Genomic DNA, 19,621 nt, shown 5'->3' on the forward strand with positions numbered 1-19,621 from the left:
ATTTGCACATCGAAATGTGCTCGTTGTCTTTTCTTCACTAAGAAGAAAATATTGACGTACTGGTTGGTTCGTTCAGTTTTCAAAGATCAAAATGTTGTGTGCTGTTCAAAACAGCGACTCAACTATCATAACATTTTTTAAAGCGTTGTGTCAAGAACTTTTTTAAAATGTTTTTTTCAGTGTTGCCTTGCCGCGTTTGCGACTTAACTAATATAGCATGTATCTGCTATCGAAGTCAACAACTTTTTTAATGCGTTGTTTTGAATGACTTCGCTGTCTTTTTTGCGACAAGTAATAATATATCACGGTACCCAAACGGATGCAATAGGTAAATTGAAAAAAACTTCATTATTGTTGAAGATCAAATAAAAACCCTCTCTACCAAACGGCAGAGAGGGGCGTGATTAAGATTCACGGTTTCTCATTTGTGGGAACAGTAACACATCACGGATCGATGGAGAATCCGTCAGAAGCATGACCAGTCGATCGATTCCAATTCCAAGTCCACCTGTTGGAGGCATACCATACTCCAAGGCTTCAATGAAATCATTGTCCATCATATGGGCTTCATCATTTCCTTGTTCACGTTCTTTCAATTGAGCTTCGAAACGCTCACGTTGATCAATTGGATCATTAAGCTCAGAGAATGCATTTGCATGCTCTCTTCCTACAATAAACAGCTCGAAGCGGTCAGTGAAACGACTGTCCTCTTCGTTTTGTTTAGCTAGAGGAGAAATTTCAACCGGATGTCCATAAATGAACGTTGGCTGAATAAGCGTTTCTTCTACTCGTTGTTCAAAGAATTCATTCACAATATGTCCGAATGTCATTGTATCGTTAATTTCAATACCGTGTTCAGCTGCTAGCTCTTTAGCTTGATTGTCAGACATGTGCTCCCAGAAGTCTACGCCTGTGTGTTCTTTAATAGCATCTACCATGTGTAGACGTGTCCATTGAGGTTTCAAATCGATGGATTGCTCATTATACGTAACCGTTGTAGATCCGAGTACTTCTTCTGCTATGTGAGCCACCATGTTTTCTGTAAGGTCCATCACATCATGGTAGTCTCCGTATGCCTCATATAACTCAAGCATCGTGAATTCCGGGTTGTGTCGAGTCGACACCCCTTCATTACGGAATACGCGGCCAATCTCATAAACTTTCTCTAGGCCACCTACAATAAGACGCTTTAAGTGCAGCTCAATGGCAATACGCATATAAAGCTGCATGTCCAACGCGTTATGGTGTGTGATGAATGGACGCGCAGACGCTCCACCAGGAATGCCGTGCATCAGTGGTGTCTCCACTTCCAAGAAACCAAGCCCGTCCAAATAACGGCGCATGGATTGAATGATTTTACTTCTTGTAATGAAGGTATCACGGCTTCCAGGATTCGTAATGAGATCCAGGTAACGTTGACGGTAGCGTTGTTCGATATCTTGGAGACCATGGAACTTCTCTGGTAGTGGGCGAAGCGATTTCGTAAGAAGGTGGAATTCGGATGCTTTAACCGAAAGCTCTCCTACGTTCGTCTTGAACATAACACCTGTGACACCTACGATATCTCCAAGGTCAGCGGTCTTGAACACTTCGTAAGCCTCTTCGCCAATTTCGTCTTTACGTACATACAATTGAATTTGTCCACTTACATCCTGGATGTGAGTGAATCCCGCTTTCCCTTTTCCGCGCTTCGTCATGATACGACCAGCGATTGTAGCAGGGATCTGCTTTTCTTCTAATTCTTCTTTAGAAAAGGCATCATACTTTTCGACAAGTTCCTCTGATAGGTTGGTACGCTCAAATTTCCCGCCGAAAGGGTCCATCCCCTGTTCTCGATAAGCGTTCAATTTATCACGACGCACCTGCATCTGTTCATTGAGTTCTTCTGACATGATCATCACTCCATTCCCTTATATATAAATTAATTGCCGCTTCAATAATAAAAACTGCCAGCGGAATACTGGCAGCAGACTGTCTATGGTTTAGTATAGAAAAGTCCTCCAACCGTGTCAACGATGATGGGGGTGCGGTTCATCCTAAATTTGATTCTCATCTATTATAAGGTTCCCCACACCTTCAAGCTTTCGACATCCTCTTTCGGTAATTCACTCGCTACTTCACCAGCCGTCTTACCGAGAGTGGGAATTTCCACATCGGGGGAAAGATTCGCAAGCGGCACCATGACAAAAGCCCGTTCCTGCATATGGGGGTGCGGAATCGTTAAGTGTTCTGCCTCCATATTTTCTTGATTATAAAGCAAAATGTCAAGGTCGATCGTGCGAGGTCCCCACTTCACGACACGCTTCCGACCCAATTCCTCCTCTATCGATTGGCAAACATCAAGTAATGCAACCGGGCTTAGTGAAGTAGACACTTTCAGTACCATGTTCAGAAAATCATTTTGATCGGTGTATCCAACTGGCTCTGTTTCATATACAGTGGAGCGACCGATCAATCGGATGCTTTCATGCCGGTCAAGAATCTGGATGGCCTGGGATAAGTATTCTTCCCTCTCGGATAAGTTCGATCCGAGAGCAATGTAGGCTTGGTTCTTCACTGGCGGCTCCTGTAGATTTCAATCGCAACTGACTGATAGTGCCCAGGAATCGGCGGGTCCGGCTTGTACATCTTGATCCGGCAGGCATGAAGGATTTCAAATTGTTCCAAAAGCTGACTTGCGATCTGTTCCGAAACGGACTCGACAAGGTTATAAGCCTTCCCTTCAACTACAGCTTTCGTAATCTCATAAATCTCAGCATAGTTAATCGATTGGTTCATATCGTCCGATTCTCCGGCAGGCTTAAGATCAAGTTCAAGCTCCGCATCTACATAAAACCGCTGCCCAAGCTTATTCTCTTCCGGAAACAACCCGTGATAACCCCAGAACTGCATCTGATTCACATAAATCTTATCCATTCTTCTCACCCTTTCCTATCATAGCGTCCATCATCTTCGTCATTCGTACAATGGGCTTTACATCGTGCACTCTTACCATTTGTATCCCCTGAGCGATCGCATAGCAAACGGTAGCGCCCGTCCCTTCCATACGCTCTTCTTTAGGAAGGTCGAGTGTGAGCCCTATAAAGGACTTCCGGCTGCTGCCGAGTAGTACTGGATATCCGAGCGCATGAAACTGATCCAGACTTCTCATCACCTTAAGGTTATCTTCAGGTGTTTTGGCGAATCCTATTCCGGGATCAAGAATGATGTTTTCATCTTTGACGCCCGAGTTCTTAGCAATCGTGATGCTTTCCTCAAGGTCGCTTTTCATATCTTCTATAAGGGAGGTATAACCCCGTTGCGGTCTGTTCTGCATGAGAATGATGGGAACTTCGCATCTTGCTGCGACTTTTGCAATCGCCGGCTGTCTCTTAGCGCCCCATACATCATTTATAATCGATGCCCCCGCCTCAATCGCACGACTTGCGACTTCTGCCTTGTACGTATCAATCGAGATCGGAATTTCAACGGCCTGCTTCACTGCACGGATAATGGGCAGGATCCTATCAAGCTCATCCTGCTCAGAAACCGGTTCATGTCCTGGCCGGGTCGACTCACCACCTATATCAATAATATGGGCGCCGTCTTTCTCCATTTGAACAGCCTGTTTTACAGCGCTGTCCACATCGTTATACTCCCCACCATCCGAAAAAGAGTCCGGAGTCACATTCAATATCCCCATGACAAGCGTTTCTTTCTTTAGATCGTATGTTTTTTCTTTCGTCTTTAATTGATAGTTCACGTTTCCAGCCCTCTTTCTGTAGGAACTCTTCCTATCATCTTACAACATTTCACCTGAACAATCATTTCAGAAAAAAAGAGGCATCGATGAAAGACTCATCAATGCCTCTACCTTTATTCTTACTCTTCATCAAATTGATAAAGAGGCGTAGAAAGATATCGTTCTCCGTTACTTGGAATAACGGCAACGACTTTCTTTCCTTTTCCAAGCTTTTTAGCCACTTGCTTTGCGACATGGATAGCTGAACCAGAAGAAATCCCACCAAGGATTCCATCTTTCCTTGCTGCTTCACGAGCAGCTGCGAAGGAATCCTCTTTCGAAACCTGGTACACCTCATCGTAAATTTCAGTGTTCAGAATCCCCGGTACAAAGCCAGCTCCGATACCCTGGATTTTGTGTGGCCCAGGATCTCCACCTGAAAGGACAGGTGAGCCGTCTGGTTCAATGGCTATGATCTGGATATCCGGATAGCGCTCCTTCAATACCTTCCCAGCACCTGTGATCGTTCCACCTGTACCGATCCCTGCAACGAAGGCATCAAGCTGATCTCCCATTTGTTCAACGATTTCCGGTCCGGTCGCCTTTTCATGAACGAGTGGGTTGGCTTCATTGTTAAACTGCTGTGGCATAAAGTAATTATGCTTAGACTGAAGCTCCGCCGCCTTTTTGATGGCCCCTTTCATGCCGTCGCTTCCCGGTGTCAGAACAAGGTCTGCACCATATGCACGAAGAAGGTTACGACGCTCTTGACTCATCGTGTCCGGCATAACCAGAATCGCTTTATACCCTTTGGCTGCAGCAATCATCGCAAGACCGATTCCTGTGTTACCGCTGGTCGGCTCGATGATCGTATCTCCCTCTTTTAGTTCACCGGCTTTTTCTGCTTCTTCAATCATGGAAAGAGCAATACGGTCTTTGACCGAGCTGCCTGGATTCATATATTCAAGTTTTAAGTAAATATCTGCGCTGTCTTCATCGGCACTTCGGTTCAATTTTACCATTGGTGTCTGACCGACTAACTCACTTACATTGTTTGCAACTCTCATTGTCTCACTCCTAAAACCAAGTATTTTTATAGGATTTAACCTAAATGTACTGGAGTTACATGCTATTGTCAAACATTTCAATCAACTCACACAGGAACACTTCCCTATATAGAAAAGAGCGAAACAACACGTGTTCCGCTCTTAGTATATCGTAACTTCAGAAAAACAATGACTAGTTCGCTTGCTCTGACTGCAATTCCTGAAGTTGTTCAATTGTAAATTGATAATCTTCGTTACAGAAGTGGCACTTCGCTTCTGCTCCGCCATCTTCTTCGATCATACGCTCGATCTCTTCATCACCAAGACTGGCAATCGCCGTTTCGACACGCTCACGGGAGCAGTGGCATTTGAATTGGATCGGCATTGTGTCGAGCACCTCAACGTTCTCTTCACCAAGAAGCGTGTGCAGAATCTCTTCAGGTGATTTGCCTTCACGCACCAACCCAGAGATGGATTGAACTTCAGACAAACGTTTCTCGATCTCTGCCGTCGTCTCTTCGTCTGCCCCAGGCATCATTTGAATGATAAAGCCTCCTGCAGCTGCTGTTGTATAATCTGTATCTACAATGACACCAGCTCCTACAGCGGATGGAACTTGTTCAGAATTTGCGAAGTAATACGTAAAGTCCTCACTGATCTCACCAGAGACAAGTGGCACCTGACCTGTAAAGTGATCTCTCATACCGAGGTCCTTCACAACACTTAACGTTCCAGCCGTTCCTACAGCACTAGCTACGTCAAGCTTCCCTTGGTCATTCGACTCAAAGTCAACGTGAGGGTTTTTAATATATCCGCGCACTTCACCTTTGGAATTCGCATCGGCGATGATCGCACCAGCAGGGCCGTTTCCTTCGATTTTTATCGTTATTTTATCTTCACCTTTGAGCATGGCACCCATCATAGAGCTGATGGTCAGCGTACGTCCTAAAGCAGCGGTCGGTGTTACCCATGTATCTTGTCTGCGACGGGCTTCTTCAACGGTCTCGGTAGACTGAACAGCGTAAGCACGGACCTGACCATCAAACCCCATTGCGCGAACTAAATAATCTGACATTGCTTATCATTCTCCTTTAAATGTTTCTTTGTTGCGTTGATAAATCTTGTGCAGGCCTTTAAGTGTAAGATGGGCGTCTACATAATCAATCGTGCTGGATTGATCGGCAATCAACGAAGCAAGTCCTCCTGTCGCAATGACCGTCGGCTTCTTGTCTCCCGTTTCCTTCATACGTGTCACGACCTCATCCACTTGGCCTACATATCCATAAAACACTCCAGACTGCATCGCTTCTACTGTGCTTTGTCCAATGACGTGTTCCGGGCGCTTAATTTCGATTTTCGGAAGTTTGGCCGCTTTCGCATACAAAGCTTCCATGGAGATATTGATACCAGGTGCGATCGCTCCACCCAGATATTCTCCGTTTCCATTTATATAACAATACGTTGTCGCTGTACCAAAATCAATAATGACTAGTGGAAGTTCATACTCCCCGACGGCACCGACAGCATTGACAATACGGTCAGCTCCGATCTCTTCAGGGTTCGGATACTTCATCGGAAGACCATGGTCCACCCTGCCGTCCCCAATGATCATCGGACGCTTTTTAAAATAATAAAGGGACATGCGTTCAAGTGCAAACATAATGGGAGGTACAACAGATGATATGATCACACCATCCATGTCCTCGAACCGTAACCCTTCATGATCGAACAAAGACTTGATCAGCATACCGAATTCGTCTTCGGTTTTATGCCTGTCCGTCTTGATTCTCCATTGATACTTTAACTCCCCTTGGTCAAACACACCCAATACTGTGTTGGTGTTCCCAACATCAAGGACAAAATTCATGCTTACAGCCTCCTGTACCAAATCCTTCGGTTTCCATCATATCACAATTGCAGCGATGACTCTCAAGCAGATGAACTGGACACACAGAAAACCACACCACCTTCGTAAGAGGGGTGTGGTTCTCATCAGTTTAAGCACAATCAAAATTAAGAACGACGGTCATCTGAATCGTTCTGACCATCTTCGTCGGAAGTCTTCTCATCAGAAGGTTTTTCATCGGTAGGCTGTTCAGCGCCTGAATCCGTTTCTTCCTCTTCTTCCTTCGACTGGATGTTAACACGTACATCTTCATCATCTGTTGACTCAGAAGAGGTATTGTTCTTGATTTTCTCATTATTTTTACGAGCGATTTCTTCCAATTCCTCGTCGGTCGGCATGCGGCCTTTATCGAACAGGGAACGGATCTCTGTTGCATCCAGTGTCTCCACATCAAGCAACGTTTGAGCAATCAACTCAAGCTTATCTTTGTTTTCAGTCAAGATCTGCTTAGCGCGATCATAACAGTAATCGATGAAGTTCTTCACTTCCTGATCAATTTCGTAAGCGATTTGATCAGAGTAATTCTGTTCATTCTGAATGTCGCGTCCAAGGAAGACTTGACCTCCGGAATTGGAACCGAACTGAAGCGGTCCGAGCTTATCACTCATTCCGTATTCGGTTACCATCTTACGGGCAATGTTCGTGGCACGCTGGAAGTCGTTATGAGCACCGGTGCTCACTTCACCAAAGATGACTTCTTCTGCTACACGTCCACCTAGAAGGCCGGTAATCTTATCAAATAGTTCCGGCTTCGTCATGAAGTAACGGTCCTCTTTAGGAAGCATGACGGCATAACCACCAGCTTGACCACGAGGAACGATCGTTACCTTGTGAACCATGTCTGCGTCATCCAGAACCATACCGATAACGGTGTGACCACTTTCGTGGTGAGCGACGATATCGCGCTCTTTCTTGGAGATGACACGGCTCTTCTTCGCTGGTCCTGCAATGACACGGTCAATCGCTTCATCAACATCGTCCATATCGACACTCTTCTTATCCGCACGGGCTGCCACTAGCGCAGCTTCGTTGAGCAGGTTCTCAAGATCGGCACCAGAGAATCCAGGCGTACGTAAAGCAATTGTCTTCAAGTCGACGTTTTCTGATAGCGGTTTGTTCTTAGCGTGTACGGCAAGGACCGCTTCACGACCTTTCACATCTGGGCGGTCAACCGTAATTTGACGGTCGAAACGTCCCGGACGAAGCAAGGCAGGGTCCAGAATATCAGGACGGTTAGTCGCGGCGATGATGATGATTCCTTCATTCACACCGAAACCGTCCATTTCAACAAGCAGTTGGTTCAACGTTTGTTCACGTTCATCGTGACCGCCGCCAAGACCGGCACCACGTTGACGACCTACTGCGTCAATCTCATCAATGAAGATGATACCAGGTGCGTTCTTCTTCGCATTCTCGAACAAGTCACGAACACGAGATGCACCGACACCGACGAACATTTCTACGAAGTCCGAACCACTGATGGAGAAGAACGGAACTCCCGCTTCCCCTGCAACTGCGCGGGCAAGCAATGTTTTACCTGTACCTGGAGGTCCTACAAGCAGGACACCCTTCGGAATGCGGGCACCAACGGCAGAGAATTTACGCGGATCTTTCAAGAAGTCCACGACTTCGACAAGTTCCTGCTTCTCTTCGTCCGCTCCAGCTACATCTTTGAAACGCACTTTCTTCTTCTCTTCTGTGTACATCTTCGCCTTACTCTTACCGAAGTTCATGACACGGCTTCCGCCACCCTGAGCTTGGTTAAGCAGGAAGAAGAATAGAATGAAGATGATGATAAACGGTATAATCGACGTTAAGAATGTCACCCAGGCGCTGGGTTGGGATTCTTCTGCGACATTCAGAATACTTTGGTCTGTCGCGAGGTTCGTGACATCGGCAATAATTTGATCGTTTGCCGGAAGGTTCACCACGAACATCCCTTCGCCTTCTTCAGCACCTTGAAGCTGACCCGTAGCTTGGATCACCCCATTGACAGGCTGAAGTGTGACTTCCTCAATTTGACCGTTCTCCAATCTATTAAGAAATTCTTGAACATTAAAGTTTTCTTGCGGCTCACCTTGACCTCTGAATAGACCAACTACGCCTATAACGACGAGGAAGATAAGTAAATAAAAGATAGTGTTACGAAATATACGGTTCATTGCCTACCTCCTCCCAAACGAGAAAAACTATAGTAAATCGTACCATATACAGAACGGACCTCACAACTAATTACCCTTGCAGGTGAATCCCCGAAACATGCCGCCGCAGATTGAATGTTATCCGCCATAGACTTCCGGTTTCAGAACACCGATGTATGGAAGGTTTCGGTATTTCTCTTCGTAGTCCAACCCATACCCGACTACAAACTCATCCGGCACTTGGAACCCGATGGTGTCTGCTTTGATATTGGCTGTTCTTCCAGTCGGCTTATCAAGCAGCGTCACGATTTTGATAGATCTTGCACCACGATATTTGAAGAGATCAACGAGATAACTTAACGTCAATCCACTATCGATGATATCTTCTACGATCAGAAGGTCACGCCCTTCCACTTTCGTATCAAGGTCTTTTTCGATCTTAACCTCACCGGATGATTCCATTCCCCCGTGATAGCTTGAAACATCCATGTAGTCGATCTCCAAGTGAGTTTCTACACGTTTCAGTAGATCTGCCATGAATGGTGTCGCCCCTTTAAGAACACCGATAGCCAATGGGAAACGGTCCTGATATTCTTCTGTCAGCTGTGCTCCGATTTCTTTGCACTTCTGTTGAATATCTTCCTCGGAGATCAAGACCTTTTCAATTTCGTTATGCATGTTTTGCTCCTCCTACGTCTCTGCTTTATTTTCATAGTGTAACCGAAGCACTTCTCCAGAACCTTCCCCTTCAGGAAAACCACATTTCTTCAGACCGACGAGCCAGAGGATCTTTCCTTGGCTGTCTGTCACCAACGGCCACGTATCTCGTTTAGCAGCGGGGATTTTTTGGTCAATAAAAATATCTTTAACTTTTTTTGAACCTTTCATTCCCCTTAAACGGATACGGTCACCATTTCTTCTCGTTCTCACCACGAGAGGAAGCTTTACGTGATGGGCATCACAAATGAAGTCATAAGTTCCTTCTACCCTGTTCTCCGTCCACTCTGCGGATAGTCTGGCACCATCCGGCAGGTCAATCGTCTCTCCTATAAAGAGAGACTCATTGATAGACGGCTGCTCTTTCTTAATGAAAGAGAACGTCACTTCGTCATAAGCGCGAACGATAGTCAACCCTTGTGGAAGGTGGAGTTCTGCATTCGGTTTTGATTCAATTAATAAGTCAAAAAACATCTCCTCATGCAAATAGGAAATATCTTCTGTTTTGCTGATATACAGATAGTTCAATATTAGATGAAAGGCAGTCCTTTGTAAAGCAAGCGGGAATGTTTTGAAAGTTTCGATGGATAATCGCGCCGATTTGTGGTCATTCGAGGAAAAAACGACGGTTTCAAGAACGGATTCCGCTTGTTTAGATATGTACGATTGATTCTCCTGCATACGCTCACTCATCGCCTGCATATGCTGGTGCACTTTAGGGTTCTGCTCTTTTAAAAAGGGGACCACTCGTTTCCTGAAAGCATTCCGTTGATACGTCGTCTCTTCATTGGAAGGATCCAATCGAGGATGAATGGAATGGTTCGCTACGTAGTGCTCGATATCATCTTTGGACACAGCTAGGAATGGCCTCACCAGTCGTCCGCCAGCGAATGGGCGTTCGACAGGGATGCCCTTGACCGCTTCTGGTCTTGCGCTTGTCGCCATCTGCATCATTATCGTCTCGATTTGGTCGTCTCCGTGATGGGCTGTGACAAGGACGTCTGCGTTCCATTGGTTCATCTGTTGTTCGAACACTTGATAACGGAGCTGACGCGCGGCCTCCTGCGTGCCCAAGCCTTCGCTATCCTTGTACGCCTTCACGTCGACGTGTGCCCCGGTACATGGAACGTCCCATTCCTGGCACATCCGCTTCACATACTCGAGATCCTCCTGCGATTCCTTCCCTCTCAGCCCATGATCAACAGAAACCGCCATTATGGTTAAAGACCACTCTTTACGTAGTTTTGTTAAAAAATGAAGCATGGCCATCGAATCGGGACCGCCGGAGACGGCAGCGATAACCGTCTCGTTCGGGCGGATCAGTTGGTGCTTCTTGATGAATGAATGGACGAGCTGATCCATGAGACGGTTCACTCCTATGTTCAATAAACTTATTTCTTCCTCCATCGTACCACTCTTCACAGGTTCTGCAAAAGAATACACTTACATCCAGAAGCTATAAATGGAGATCCCTAAAAAGGCGGTCACAAGGACTGATAATGTGAGCATTTCAGAGGCCTCTGTATCGTTAGTTTGAGCCCTTTTCCGGGCTCTCGGGACAGTGGGTACAGGCTTCTGGTTCTTCCGCTTCATGACGACTCGCGACAGCGCGGCTTTCATTTCTGCTGCATCCTTGTATTTCCCCTGCCAGCATTGCAGCAGGAAAGACCTATACGGCTTCAACCAGACGGATGCCCCCGCTTTGTGTTCCAGCGTCTTTCTCGGATCAGATCCTTTTTCAAAGCGGTGCGGGTAGGCCATCTCCATCATGATCATCGTCACCGCAAACAAATCATAGCTCGGCTCTGCCTTTCTGGATCCCATATTCCAATAACCGCGGTCGTAGAACTCTGTATATTCTTTAATGGCACGTCCGATGGCTGTCACACCTCCGACGTCGATCCACCTCAGCTGTGTCTGGTGAATCAGAAGGTTATCGGTCTTCAAGTCTCCGAACACATACCCAGCCTTATGCAGGTGGTCCAACTGCGACAATAACTGAAGGGCACATACTCCGATCCAGTCTTTGCTACGCCCTTTAATGAACGAATGGAGCGACTCGCCTTGAATATATTCCATGACGTAGAACGGGTACGTCGTCGTTCCCGTGACCCAGTCATCTACGTCAACGAAAGAAGGCCCAAGCTTGACGCCTTGGACCTTGCTGAATTTCTTAAGCATATTCACCTCAAGCATCATTCGTGAACTGTCCGTTCCGACCTTAAGGGCATACGTGTCCCCTTGGTTGTTTTTGCACAAAAAAACCGTCCCACACGCTCCTTTTCCAAGCTCACGAATGACGGTATATCTCCGTCCGCTCCACTTTCCCCGTATACTCATCCCTGGATATATTTTAAAAGCCGGTTTCTTCATAAGGATCGACTCCATCTTGCATTCCGCGCATTGGTCTCTCTGTAAAAGCATACAACGCTTCTTTCAGTGCTGGTCCTGTCGGTGTGTAGCCACCACTTGAAAGCTTCGAGAACACACGGTTCATATCCCCAAGCTCCGGTGTCCATTCGATGACTTTCTTAATGGTGTCGTTCACATCAGGAAACGTAAATACACTGAAATGATTCTTCCCTGATCTTGCATTCAGACTTAATGAAAGGTCGTACAAGGCATCCTTCACCGTCGGAAGCTTATGATGCATGCTGGCACTTGTATCCACCAGAACGAGTACCTCGAGGTCACACGTTTCCCCGAGGTCATCAACGACTTCAACGACTTCCCCTCGTTTTTCCGGAGGAAGTTCCTCGATCGACTGGTCTTTCCCTAAAATCTCTTGTAATTCTTTATTAACGACTCCTTGAATCGTTTGAGTCATGGCTTGTCTCGTCACCATCTGCACGGTTTGGGACAAACTCTTCTGATATACAATTTGACTGACGCCTCCACCTGCTTCAGCAATCGACTCTACTTCTTCCAGCCCCTGTGGCTGGCTTTTCTGCTGATCGTCAAGAACGCCAATCACATTGACCGTTACCCCCTGATTCTGAGCAAGCGCGGCTACTGCAATCGGGTCTTCACCATGGTTCGAGCACCCATCTGTTAATAAAAGAATCTGTTTTAAGCGACCTGGTTTCATCGTCGTCATCCCTCCTGATTCGTTGTCACCATCTTCGCCGAAAAAGGAGGATCTTATACTCGTGCTATGCCTCTTTTTTATCAACCCGAATGGATGACCATTCAGGCATATATCGATCGATCCTTGCCACTAATATGGTCATGTCGTCATCAATCGCCCCCGCTCGTGTTCGAATCACTTCCTCAAGTAATAGATCCGCTACTTCCTGAGGATCTTCACTCGTAATTTCGCGTATTTTCCGCTTCACCCACACCTCCACATTCTCAATGTGCTTCGGACCTTCCAGCAACCCGTCACTCATCATGATCAGAAGGTCGCCTGCCTTCAGCTGTTCGCTCGTCATATCGACATCGACCTCCGGAATAATGCCCATCGGTAAGTTCCCCGCTTCCACCGTCAGGATCTGCCGCCCCCGCTTGATGAAGCTCGGTGTACTTCCGACCTTAATGAATTTCGATGTCGCCTGGTGTAAGTCAATGACAGCTAAGTCCAACGTCGAGAAAATCTCATCATTGGTCCGTAACGAGAGAATCGAATTAATCGACTGGATCGCAACAGACTCCTGAATCCCGGACTGCAGGATCTGCTTCAACAGCCGGAGTGTTTCCATACTCTCTTCATGGGCCCGCTGCCCGTTTCCCATTCCATCACTGATCGCTAACGCATATTTTCCCCTCCCCAGTTCCATCATGGTAAAGCTGTCTCCGGATATGAATCCTCCCCCTTTTGCTGCGTGCGCCACGCCTGATTCAATCGCATAATGCTTGGCCGACCCGAAGGTTAAATAACAACGGCCATTTGGATAGGGCGATATTTCCTCCATCGTGACCACAATCGTTTCGCCTAAAATATCCGATAGCACGGGAGCGATGATCTTAGCCCCTTCCCCCCTGTAATCATCCAGCTCCACGATCAATTCCAAATCCATATTTCCTGAATCGAGTGAATAGATTTCAAGTTTCTGAATGACCATCCCCATTCGTTCGAGTGATTTATAAATAATCTGTTCCTTCTCCTCATGATGTTCACGCTCTTTGACGATCTCAGCCGCAAAATTATTCATGACCTCGGATACACCCTGAAGCTGCTCCGCTACGAACCTGCGACTTTCCAACACCTGTTTTTTCAATTGTTTATTCGCATGGTAGAAAGACAGCTCGTGGTTCATCGTGTCAATCAGTTTCTGCGACTTCACACAATGCTGGTCTACATTCTTACGTAGAATACGGCTCGGTTCCCCCTTCTCATCCAATTCGGTCATCAGATCGGTCATCATGTCATGGGTATCATCGAACTTCGTGACCCAGCATTTCTCCTTTTTAAAGCAGGACTGACATGTTTTCTCCGTCACGTGACTGAGAAAATAATCGATTTCTTCTGCTTGTTCCTCCTCCTTTTCTTTAGGCACCTCTAGATGACTGAAGCTTTTAGATAACGCTTGGAAAACGTCAGAGAATTTCCCAACACGAACAGCCGTGACATCACGGACTTTTTGTAAGTATTTCTGTTGTTCATATTCATGCTCGTCCGTACCTGGGACATACCTGGAGATCCGTTTCACCCACGCATTCGGGGTCAAAAAGAACAGCAGGACCGCCCACCCCGTTGCCCATAGCGAAGATGGCAAATAGGCACCGTTACTTACATAAAACCCAATAAGTAACGTGCCGACGACAAGTCCAGCACTAACCCCCGCTTTTTTCCCCTCCTTCAACAGCCCTCCCAACAACCCGGAAAAAGCGAGGAGACTCATCTGATAGACGTGCTCCATATTCGATAGACTGAGCACCAATCCTGTTACAACACCAACGGTCGATCCAATCGCCGCCCCTGCAATATAGGCCAGCAGAATGACTAAGTACCTTGCGAATATATCAACAACCGCAACACCTGATATTTCCCATCCGATCATTCCCGTTAATACGGATGCCAGCAGAATGATCAAACAAACAATTTCTTCATTTTTCAGTGTCGGTTGGTATCTTTGTAGTGATAAAAGGGGAATACTCTGCATAAAGATTAAAACAAGGATAAAGCTTAAGATCCCTTCTGCGACCATTAAGGTCAGTTCATAGAGCTGCCACCGATCCAGTAAAGCGAGACTCGCCGTCCTCGGAATCATACTGGCGAATAACGCGAGCAGCGGCAGCCATTTCTGGGGGTGACTTATTTTGTACAGCCCCAGACTTAAGAGCAAAAAAGTCGCCGACGCTCCTGCAATAAAACCCGCGTGTCCATAACTATATGTACTCGCTCCTGCTGCCATCATGATCGTAACGGGAATCACCAGCGGACGTTTAAGCCACCAGATCACCGATAAGAACGCGACGGCGAACGGGGCCATCGATGATAGAATAATTGCCCGGCCGAGAAGAACTGCGAGCATCATGTGGAAGATCCCCTTGTCCATCATGAATGTATAAGTCCCCATAGACATTCTCTGCATACCTCTTTGAAACCCTGACTGCTTCACAACCTGCTGATCCCCACGCTTCGTTAATGCTTGTAACATATCATCACTCCTTCTCCCTGTTGAAATCTATTAAATCACATAGACAAGCAAGCATTTTGTCAAAACAAGAGGAGAGCAGAAACAAAAGTTTCGATAGTATTCTTACGGTCGTGGAGGTTTTCTACAAATTATCGCCCGACCGTCTACGCATGCCCCCATAATGCAAGACATTTCCCTAGCGAAAAAGACAGACTACTCTGATATTTTATTTTCTTGTTGACACTTTTTTTATGATGGTGTACTATATTTCTTGTGCTTAAGAAAAGCACACGAAACAAATCAACCATATGGCGGTGTAGCTCAGCTGGCTAGAGCGTACGGTTCATACCCGTGAGGTCGGGGGTTCGATCCCCTCCGCCGCTACCATATTACATAAGGCCCGTTGGTCAAGTGGTTAAGACACCGCCCTTTCACGGCGGTATCACGGGTTCGAATCCCGTACGGGTCATCTAGACACATTTTTGTCCTAAAAAAGACGCTTTCTCTAAAAAGAGAAGGCGTCTTTTTTTTCGTTTCTTCCGCCTATTGCACGACAACCGATGTACGCACCGGGGTTTATAGGTTTTACAACAGGGGAACTCCGTGTTAGACCACCACCTTTAGAAGGGAAGAACACATTTGGTTTCTCAAAAAAACAGAACGATGATCGCTTTTGCTCTAATTGGAATCTTCATAGCCTGGGCCATACACGCTATCCACCGCTTCATGCCGATGAACGACTCCTTTTCCCCCGTATCTTATTTCCAGACATACGAACCATACTTATACGTCTCTCTCATCATTCCTATGGTACTCGTAGCTGTCACAATCGTGCTTTATCAGATGAACCCTACCGGTAAAAGAATCCCGTGGATGATGAGCGTGACCTTTACGTTTATCAGCCTAGCGATGATTGTGAACGGAGAAGGGATGGTCGTCTATCATTTCTCGATCTTTCTTGTCGTCGCTCTGATCGCTTTTTATGACCGTCTCGATACGATCACCTTGATGACTATGATTTTTGGCGCCTTTCATTTGGTAGCCATGTTCGTCGGTACTGCCTTTCTTTACGGCTCATCCGATTATACCTGGTTCATGTTTGCGCTTCATGCTTTTTACTTAGTGCTGACAAGCGCCGGTACATCCTATCAGATCGTCTTAAAGAACAACCATACAAGCAGGCTGGAACGGGAAAACGAAGAGAAAGAGATTAGATTACAGCAGGTATTTCGTGAAGTGGACCAAATGGCAGCGTCGGTTCATCAGACCGCAGACCGGCTCGAGGACGAATCTCAGCAATCGACACGCTCTTTCTTAGAGGTCACAGGCTTGTTGAAAGAACAGAATAAGCACTCAGACCTTGAAGTGAAGGAAGCGGAACAGAATGCTTTGTACATCTCAGATATTCAGTCGGCGATCGAACAAATCGACCGCAGCATCGAAGCCGTTTCGGTCCAAGCTGAATCGACTTCTGAACAGACTTCCCAGGTGCGAAAGCAAGTTCATTCGATGGTCTCGGATATGAACGAAACCCGGACAGCTATTCAGGATACGAATAACGGACTGCACAAGTTACGTTCGCGCTCCAAAGAAATTGCAGGCATCACAGAAGAGATCTCAGACATCACAGAGCGGACAAACCTACTCGCCTTGAATGCATCCATTGAAGCGGCGCGTGCCGGACAACACGGTAAAGGGTTCAGTGTCGTAGCGGATGAAGTACGGAAGCTCGCCTTTCAATCGGAGGAAGCAACCAAACGAATCCTATCCATCATTCAATCGATTCTGGACGAGATCAACCGAGCCAACCAATCCTCCACTCTGAGTGTCAGCCAGGTGGAAAACAACAAAGATCAGCTGCATGATGTCGTCACGGTGTTTGAAGCCTTGCACGCGAAATCTCAGCATGTTGAAGAACGGACTCGCGAAGTACGCTCCGCTTCTGAGGAGCTTCTCTCAAGCACCGCTTCCATAAACGAGACCTTCGACCAACTGGTCCACTTCACCAAGCATGCGAAGGATCAAAACAAGCATGTATTAGAAGCTTCGCAATTCCAGCATCAATCGATGGAAAATATGCTGTCGAACGTGCAATCGTTAGTCGCGATGACGAATGACTTGAATACCATCACCTCATCCATGAGCGAAGAACGAAAAGCGAATCCTTCAACAGATGTGATGCCGAAAGTCGGTTAAACCAAAAGACCCCTGATCCACGAGTGGATCAGGGGTCTTTTTTAGACAGTGCGGGGCTGCGGGCAGACACTCCCATCAACCAAAAAAGAAAGCCAGCCCCCACAGCGGGACCAGCTTTCCTGTTATTTAAACGTGCATATCTTTTACTCATTGTCCTAGACAGCAAGTTTTAACCGCGTTTAGCACCTCGGCCTCCACGCTTGGATTCTGTGTGCTTTTTCAATGACGTTAAGCGCTCTTCACTATCTTTCATGAAACGGTTCATCTTTTGTTCAAAAGACTCAGCCGGTTTACGAGGCTTAGACGGCTTAGATGGGCGACGATTATAATTCTCTTTCGCTTTCTTGATGGAAAGACCAATCTTTCCATCATCTCCTACATTGATGACTTTCACTTCAACCTGGTCGCCCTGGCTTAAGTGTTCATTGATGTCCTTTACGTAGTTGTCGGCAACTTCACTAATGTGTACGAGCCCTGTCTTACCATCTGGAAGCTCAACGAAAGCTCCGAAATTAGTGATACCTGTTACCTTACCCTGTAGCTTGCTGCCTACTTCAATTGACATAAAAAAAATGCTCCTCCTTAAGAATTTCGATATATATCGTTACTTATATATTATATATAAGCTTTGAAAAGAGTGTCAATATAATGGGTCCTCATTAGGCATTTTAAAGATGATTTCGCCTTCTTTTGAGAAGAAATAGTTCGTTCTGGCAATTTGCAGGACGTATTCTTCGTTATTCAAAAGCTCAATCTCCTGTTTCAGATCCTTCTCCTCTTGTTTCAAAACTTCCATATTCTCCTGTAATTGGTCGTACTGTTCAAGCTTCTCTGCGTACACGGCTTTCTGTTTTATATGATAAAAGCCCATAAAGCCCGCAACGACCATCACTAAAACAGCAAACATCACAAGACGGCGAACCAGACGCTTCTTTTTACGCTGGTGTCGTTCCATGTATGCATCGTAATGCTGCATGTATGTAGAATCTAAACGAGCGACGGACTCAGTCTGTTTCTTCGCCATGGATGTAGTCAGCCTCCTTTAATTACTCCTTAGATTTCCATTTGATTATTGTATTCTTTATTTTATCCCATTTCCCCTTTAAATACCTTAAGTAATTTTTCGCATTTTTTGGCAGAAGACGCCATAAGACATTAAAAATCATCCGAACAGGATAAAAAAGAATGATAAACAACAATAATATACCCTTTAAAAGTATCTTATAAACCACGAGGAGTAAAGAAAAAATGAGGGTAATCAACGTTTGAACGGGCCATACAATGAAATAATAGCCTAGTTTTTTCAATACATTCATGACAGAAACCGCCCAACGGATCAATCGGTTCAGCCATTTATTGAAAAACGTCTGAAAAAGGGCCCGGTACATCGCAAACCCGCATACGACTGCAATGAAGACATAGACTCGAAGCTCTCCATAGTTCGCCAGATAAAGAATATAGAATAAAAGCACCGCCTGACAGAACCAAAAGCCGAGCTGGTAGAAGATTTCAAACCAGCTCCTTTTATTCCGCTTATGGAAGAAGCGCTCGAACATATCCAACGATGCACCGACGATTATCCCCCCACCGATCATAGACAGGATCGTGACGAACTGTGTGGTCAGCGTCATTTGAACAGCTTGCTAAAGAGTCCTTTAGCTTTTTCTCCCTGATGCTCGTCCAAGTACGTCATCTCATACATTTTCCCTTTGATGGAGACAACACCCGAGTCCAGATCAAGGTTCTTCATTTGTAAATTCTGGCCTCTGATGACGAGGTAGCCCATCGAAGTCTGCAGCAGAAATTCTTCGCTGTCGAAGCTGTCCACCTCTTTCACCCCCGAGATTTCCATGTTTCTTCTATTCCAAACCTTCACGTTATGCTCGACTTGTTGTTGACTGCGCATCGTATGGTTTTTATCATAGCTTTCCATTTATACAGCCCCCTTCTCTAGTACAAGCTATGAGAATCAGGGGCCTTTTAGAACGAAGAAAATCCTCCTCATAAAGTGAAAAAGGGAATGACCTATACGTCATCCCCATTAAATCTTTTCATTTTAATTGACCGCTTCTTCCTTCTTAATTTCGTATAAAGTCGAAGCTTCATTTTTGTTCACATTCTCTCTAAGGGACTTCACTTCAATTGTGAGCACCTTCTGACCAAATTGAATCGTCAACTCATCTCCGACCGCCACTTTAGTGGCCGCCTTACTCGGACTTCCGTTAATCGTAATCCGGCCCTGGTCTGCCACTTCCTTCGCCAGTGTACGGCGCTTGATCAAACGTGATATCTTCAAGAATTTATCTAAACGCATC

Annotated in this window: 19 protein-coding genes and 2 tRNA genes; 3 read left to right on the plus strand and 18 right to left on the minus strand. The window is 46.0% G+C overall.

Annotated features, from left to right (window positions below; translation table 11 throughout):
* Positions 1-404: 404 nt before the first annotated feature.
* The 13 genes from lysS to spoIIE form a co-directional block, all read right to left on the minus strand.
* Positions 405-1,892, minus strand: coding sequence for a lysine--tRNA ligase (gene lysS, locus LCM20_RS18995; protein ID WP_225197071.1), 1,488 nt, complete (start codon positions 1,890-1,892; stop codon positions 405-407).
* A gap of 164 nt (positions 1,893-2,056) precedes the next feature.
* Entirely contained in the window at positions 2,057-2,557 is a 501-nt protein-coding gene (folK, locus tag LCM20_RS19000) for a 2-amino-4-hydroxy-6-hydroxymethyldihydropteridine diphosphokinase (RefSeq protein WP_225197072.1), read from the minus strand.
* Complete coding sequence (folB, locus tag LCM20_RS19005) at positions 2,554-2,916, minus strand: dihydroneopterin aldolase (RefSeq protein ID WP_225197073.1); 363 nt, start codon at positions 2,914-2,916, stop codon at positions 2,554-2,556. Before folB ends, folK begins: the two co-directional genes overlap by 4 nt.
* Complete coding sequence (folP, locus tag LCM20_RS19010; RefSeq protein WP_225197117.1) at positions 2,909-3,682, minus strand: dihydropteroate synthase; 774 nt, start codon at positions 3,680-3,682, stop codon at positions 2,909-2,911. The genes folB and folP overlap by 8 nt, the downstream gene beginning before the upstream one ends.
* Before the next feature lie 179 nt (positions 3,683-3,861).
* Entirely contained in the window at positions 3,862-4,788 is a 927-nt protein-coding gene (gene cysK / locus LCM20_RS19015) for a cysteine synthase A (protein ID WP_225197074.1), read from the minus strand.
* 172 nt (positions 4,789-4,960) lie between these two features.
* A complete protein-coding gene (hslO, locus tag LCM20_RS19020) occupies positions 4,961-5,842 on the minus strand; it encodes an Hsp33 family molecular chaperone HslO (protein WP_225197075.1) in 882 nt (293 codons plus the stop codon).
* Between the two features lie 6 nt (positions 5,843-5,848).
* Positions 5,849-6,634: a type III pantothenate kinase gene (locus LCM20_RS19025; protein WP_225197076.1), complete on the minus strand. Its 786-nt coding sequence runs from the start codon at positions 6,632-6,634 to the stop codon at positions 5,849-5,851.
* Between the two features lie 146 nt (positions 6,635-6,780).
* Positions 6,781-8,835 (minus strand): ATP-dependent zinc metalloprotease FtsH, encoded by a 2,055-nt coding sequence (gene ftsH / locus LCM20_RS19030; protein ID WP_225197077.1) that lies wholly within the window; start codon positions 8,833-8,835, stop codon positions 6,781-6,783.
* Between the two features lie 117 nt (positions 8,836-8,952).
* The gene (gene hpt, locus LCM20_RS19035; RefSeq protein ID WP_225197078.1) at positions 8,953-9,492 is read right to left on the minus strand and encodes a hypoxanthine phosphoribosyltransferase; all 540 of its coding nucleotides are present in this window, start codon (positions 9,490-9,492) and stop codon (positions 8,953-8,955) included.
* 12 nt (positions 9,493-9,504) lie between these two features.
* Positions 9,505-10,938 (minus strand): tRNA lysidine(34) synthetase TilS, encoded by a 1,434-nt coding sequence (tilS, locus tag LCM20_RS19040; RefSeq protein WP_225197079.1) that lies wholly within the window; start codon positions 10,936-10,938, stop codon positions 9,505-9,507.
* Positions 10,939-10,974: 36 nt separating this feature from the next.
* Positions 10,975-11,871 carry a protein kinase domain-containing protein gene (locus tag LCM20_RS19045; protein WP_225197080.1) on the minus strand — a complete coding sequence of 299 codons (897 nt, stop codon included), beginning with the start codon at positions 11,869-11,871 and terminating at the stop codon, positions 10,975-10,977.
* A 13-nt stretch (positions 11,872-11,884) separates the two neighbouring features.
* Positions 11,885-12,619 (minus strand): vWA domain-containing protein, encoded by a 735-nt coding sequence (locus LCM20_RS19050; protein WP_225197081.1) that lies wholly within the window; start codon positions 12,617-12,619, stop codon positions 11,885-11,887.
* Positions 12,620-12,683: 64 nt separating this feature from the next.
* Positions 12,684-15,131 carry a stage II sporulation protein E gene (gene spoIIE / locus LCM20_RS19055; protein ID WP_225197082.1) on the minus strand — a complete coding sequence of 816 codons (2,448 nt, stop codon included), beginning with the start codon at positions 15,129-15,131 and terminating at the stop codon, positions 12,684-12,686.
* A 289-nt stretch (positions 15,132-15,420) separates the two neighbouring features.
* Here spoIIE and LCM20_RS19060 point away from each other — a divergent pair.
* The 3 genes from LCM20_RS19060 (at position 15,421) to LCM20_RS19070 (ending at position 17,306) form a co-directional block, all read left to right on the plus strand.
* Positions 15,421-15,497: transfer RNA gene (locus tag LCM20_RS19060), tRNA-Met, on the plus strand.
* 10 nt (positions 15,498-15,507) lie between these two features.
* Positions 15,508-15,579, plus strand: a tRNA-Glu gene (locus LCM20_RS19065).
* A 194-nt stretch (positions 15,580-15,773) separates the two neighbouring features.
* Positions 15,774-17,306, plus strand: coding sequence for a methyl-accepting chemotaxis protein (locus LCM20_RS19070; RefSeq protein ID WP_225197083.1), 1,533 nt, complete (start codon positions 15,774-15,776; stop codon positions 17,304-17,306).
* A gap of 169 nt (positions 17,307-17,475) precedes the next feature.
* Here the strand turns inward: LCM20_RS19070 and LCM20_RS19075 are convergent, their stop codons facing one another.
* The 5 genes from LCM20_RS19075 to LCM20_RS19095 form a co-directional block, all read right to left on the minus strand.
* The gene (locus tag LCM20_RS19075) at positions 17,476-17,871 is read right to left on the minus strand and encodes a S1 domain-containing RNA-binding protein (protein ID WP_225197084.1); all 396 of its coding nucleotides are present in this window, start codon (positions 17,869-17,871) and stop codon (positions 17,476-17,478) included.
* 75 nt (positions 17,872-17,946) lie between these two features.
* Positions 17,947-18,330 carry an FtsB family cell division protein gene (locus LCM20_RS19080; protein WP_225197085.1) on the minus strand — a complete coding sequence of 128 codons (384 nt, stop codon included), beginning with the start codon at positions 18,328-18,330 and terminating at the stop codon, positions 17,947-17,949.
* Positions 18,331-18,352: 22 nt separating this feature from the next.
* Positions 18,353-18,937, minus strand: a complete 585-nt coding sequence (gene yabQ / locus LCM20_RS19085; RefSeq protein ID WP_225197086.1) for a spore cortex biosynthesis protein YabQ — start codon at positions 18,935-18,937, stop codon at positions 18,353-18,355.
* Positions 18,934-19,212 carry a sporulation protein YabP gene (gene yabP, locus LCM20_RS19090; protein WP_225197118.1) on the minus strand — a complete coding sequence of 93 codons (279 nt, stop codon included), beginning with the start codon at positions 19,210-19,212 and terminating at the stop codon, positions 18,934-18,936. The genes yabQ and yabP overlap by 4 nt, the downstream gene beginning before the upstream one ends.
* Before the next feature lie 150 nt (positions 19,213-19,362).
* Positions 19,363-19,620: an RNA-binding S4 domain-containing protein gene (locus tag LCM20_RS19095; protein ID WP_225197087.1), complete on the minus strand. Its 258-nt coding sequence runs from the start codon at positions 19,618-19,620 to the stop codon at positions 19,363-19,365.
* Position 19,621: the final 1 nt, after the last annotated feature.

Source organism: Halobacillus litoralis, from assembly GCF_020171725.1.
Lineage (GTDB): Bacteria > Bacillota > Bacilli > Bacillales > Halobacillaceae > Halobacillus > Halobacillus litoralis_F.

What these genes read in the sequence shown, in the direction of transcription:
- folP (WP_225197117.1), bottom strand. Translation starts at nt 3,682, where the DNA reads ATGGGGATATTGAATGTGACTCCGGACTCTTTTTCGGATGGTGGGGAG.
- LCM20_RS19075 (WP_225197084.1), bottom strand. Translation starts at nt 17,871, where the DNA reads ATGTCAATTGAAGTAGGCAGCAAGCTACAGGGTAAGGTAACAGGTATC.
- yabP (WP_225197118.1), bottom strand. Translation starts at nt 19,212, where the DNA reads ATGCGCAGTCAACAACAAGTCGAGCATAACGTGAAGGTTTGGAATAGA.
- lysS (WP_225197071.1), bottom strand. Translation starts at nt 1,892, where the DNA reads ATGTCAGAAGAACTCAATGAACAGATGCAGGTGCGTCGTGATAAATTG.
- LCM20_RS19080 (WP_225197085.1), bottom strand. Translation starts at nt 18,330, where the DNA reads ATGGCGAAGAAACAGACTGAGTCCGTCGCTCGTTTAGATTCTACATAC.
- folB (WP_225197073.1), bottom strand. Translation starts at nt 2,916, where the DNA reads ATGGATAAGATTTATGTGAATCAGATGCAGTTCTGGGGTTATCACGGG.
- spoIIE (WP_225197082.1), bottom strand. Translation starts at nt 15,131, where the DNA reads ATGTTACAAGCATTAACGAAGCGTGGGGATCAGCAGGTTGTGAAGCAG.
- tilS (WP_225197079.1), bottom strand. Translation starts at nt 10,938, where the DNA reads ATGGAGGAAGAAATAAGTTTATTGAACATAGGAGTGAACCGTCTCATG.
- LCM20_RS19050 (WP_225197081.1), bottom strand. Translation starts at nt 12,619, where the DNA reads ATGAAACCAGGTCGCTTAAAACAGATTCTTTTATTAACAGATGGGTGC.
- hslO (WP_225197075.1), bottom strand. Translation starts at nt 5,842, where the DNA reads ATGTCAGATTATTTAGTTCGCGCAATGGGGTTTGATGGTCAGGTCCGT.
- hpt (WP_225197078.1), bottom strand. Translation starts at nt 9,492, where the DNA reads ATGCATAACGAAATTGAAAAGGTCTTGATCTCCGAGGAAGATATTCAA.
- cysK (WP_225197074.1), bottom strand. Translation starts at nt 4,788, where the DNA reads ATGAGAGTTGCAAACAATGTAAGTGAGTTAGTCGGTCAGACACCAATG.
- LCM20_RS19070 (WP_225197083.1), top strand. Translation starts at nt 15,774, where the DNA reads ATGATCGCTTTTGCTCTAATTGGAATCTTCATAGCCTGGGCCATACAC.
- LCM20_RS19045 (WP_225197080.1), bottom strand. Translation starts at nt 11,871, where the DNA reads ATGAGTATACGGGGAAAGTGGAGCGGACGGAGATATACCGTCATTCGT.
- LCM20_RS19095 (WP_225197087.1), bottom strand. Translation starts at nt 19,620, where the DNA reads ATGCGTTTAGATAAATTCTTGAAGATATCACGTTTGATCAAGCGCCGT.
- ftsH (WP_225197077.1), bottom strand. Translation starts at nt 8,835, where the DNA reads ATGAACCGTATATTTCGTAACACTATCTTTTATTTACTTATCTTCCTC.
- yabQ (WP_225197086.1), bottom strand. Translation starts at nt 18,937, where the DNA reads ATGACGCTGACCACACAGTTCGTCACGATCCTGTCTATGATCGGTGGG.
- LCM20_RS19025 (WP_225197076.1), bottom strand. Translation starts at nt 6,634, where the DNA reads ATGAATTTTGTCCTTGATGTTGGGAACACCAACACAGTATTGGGTGTG.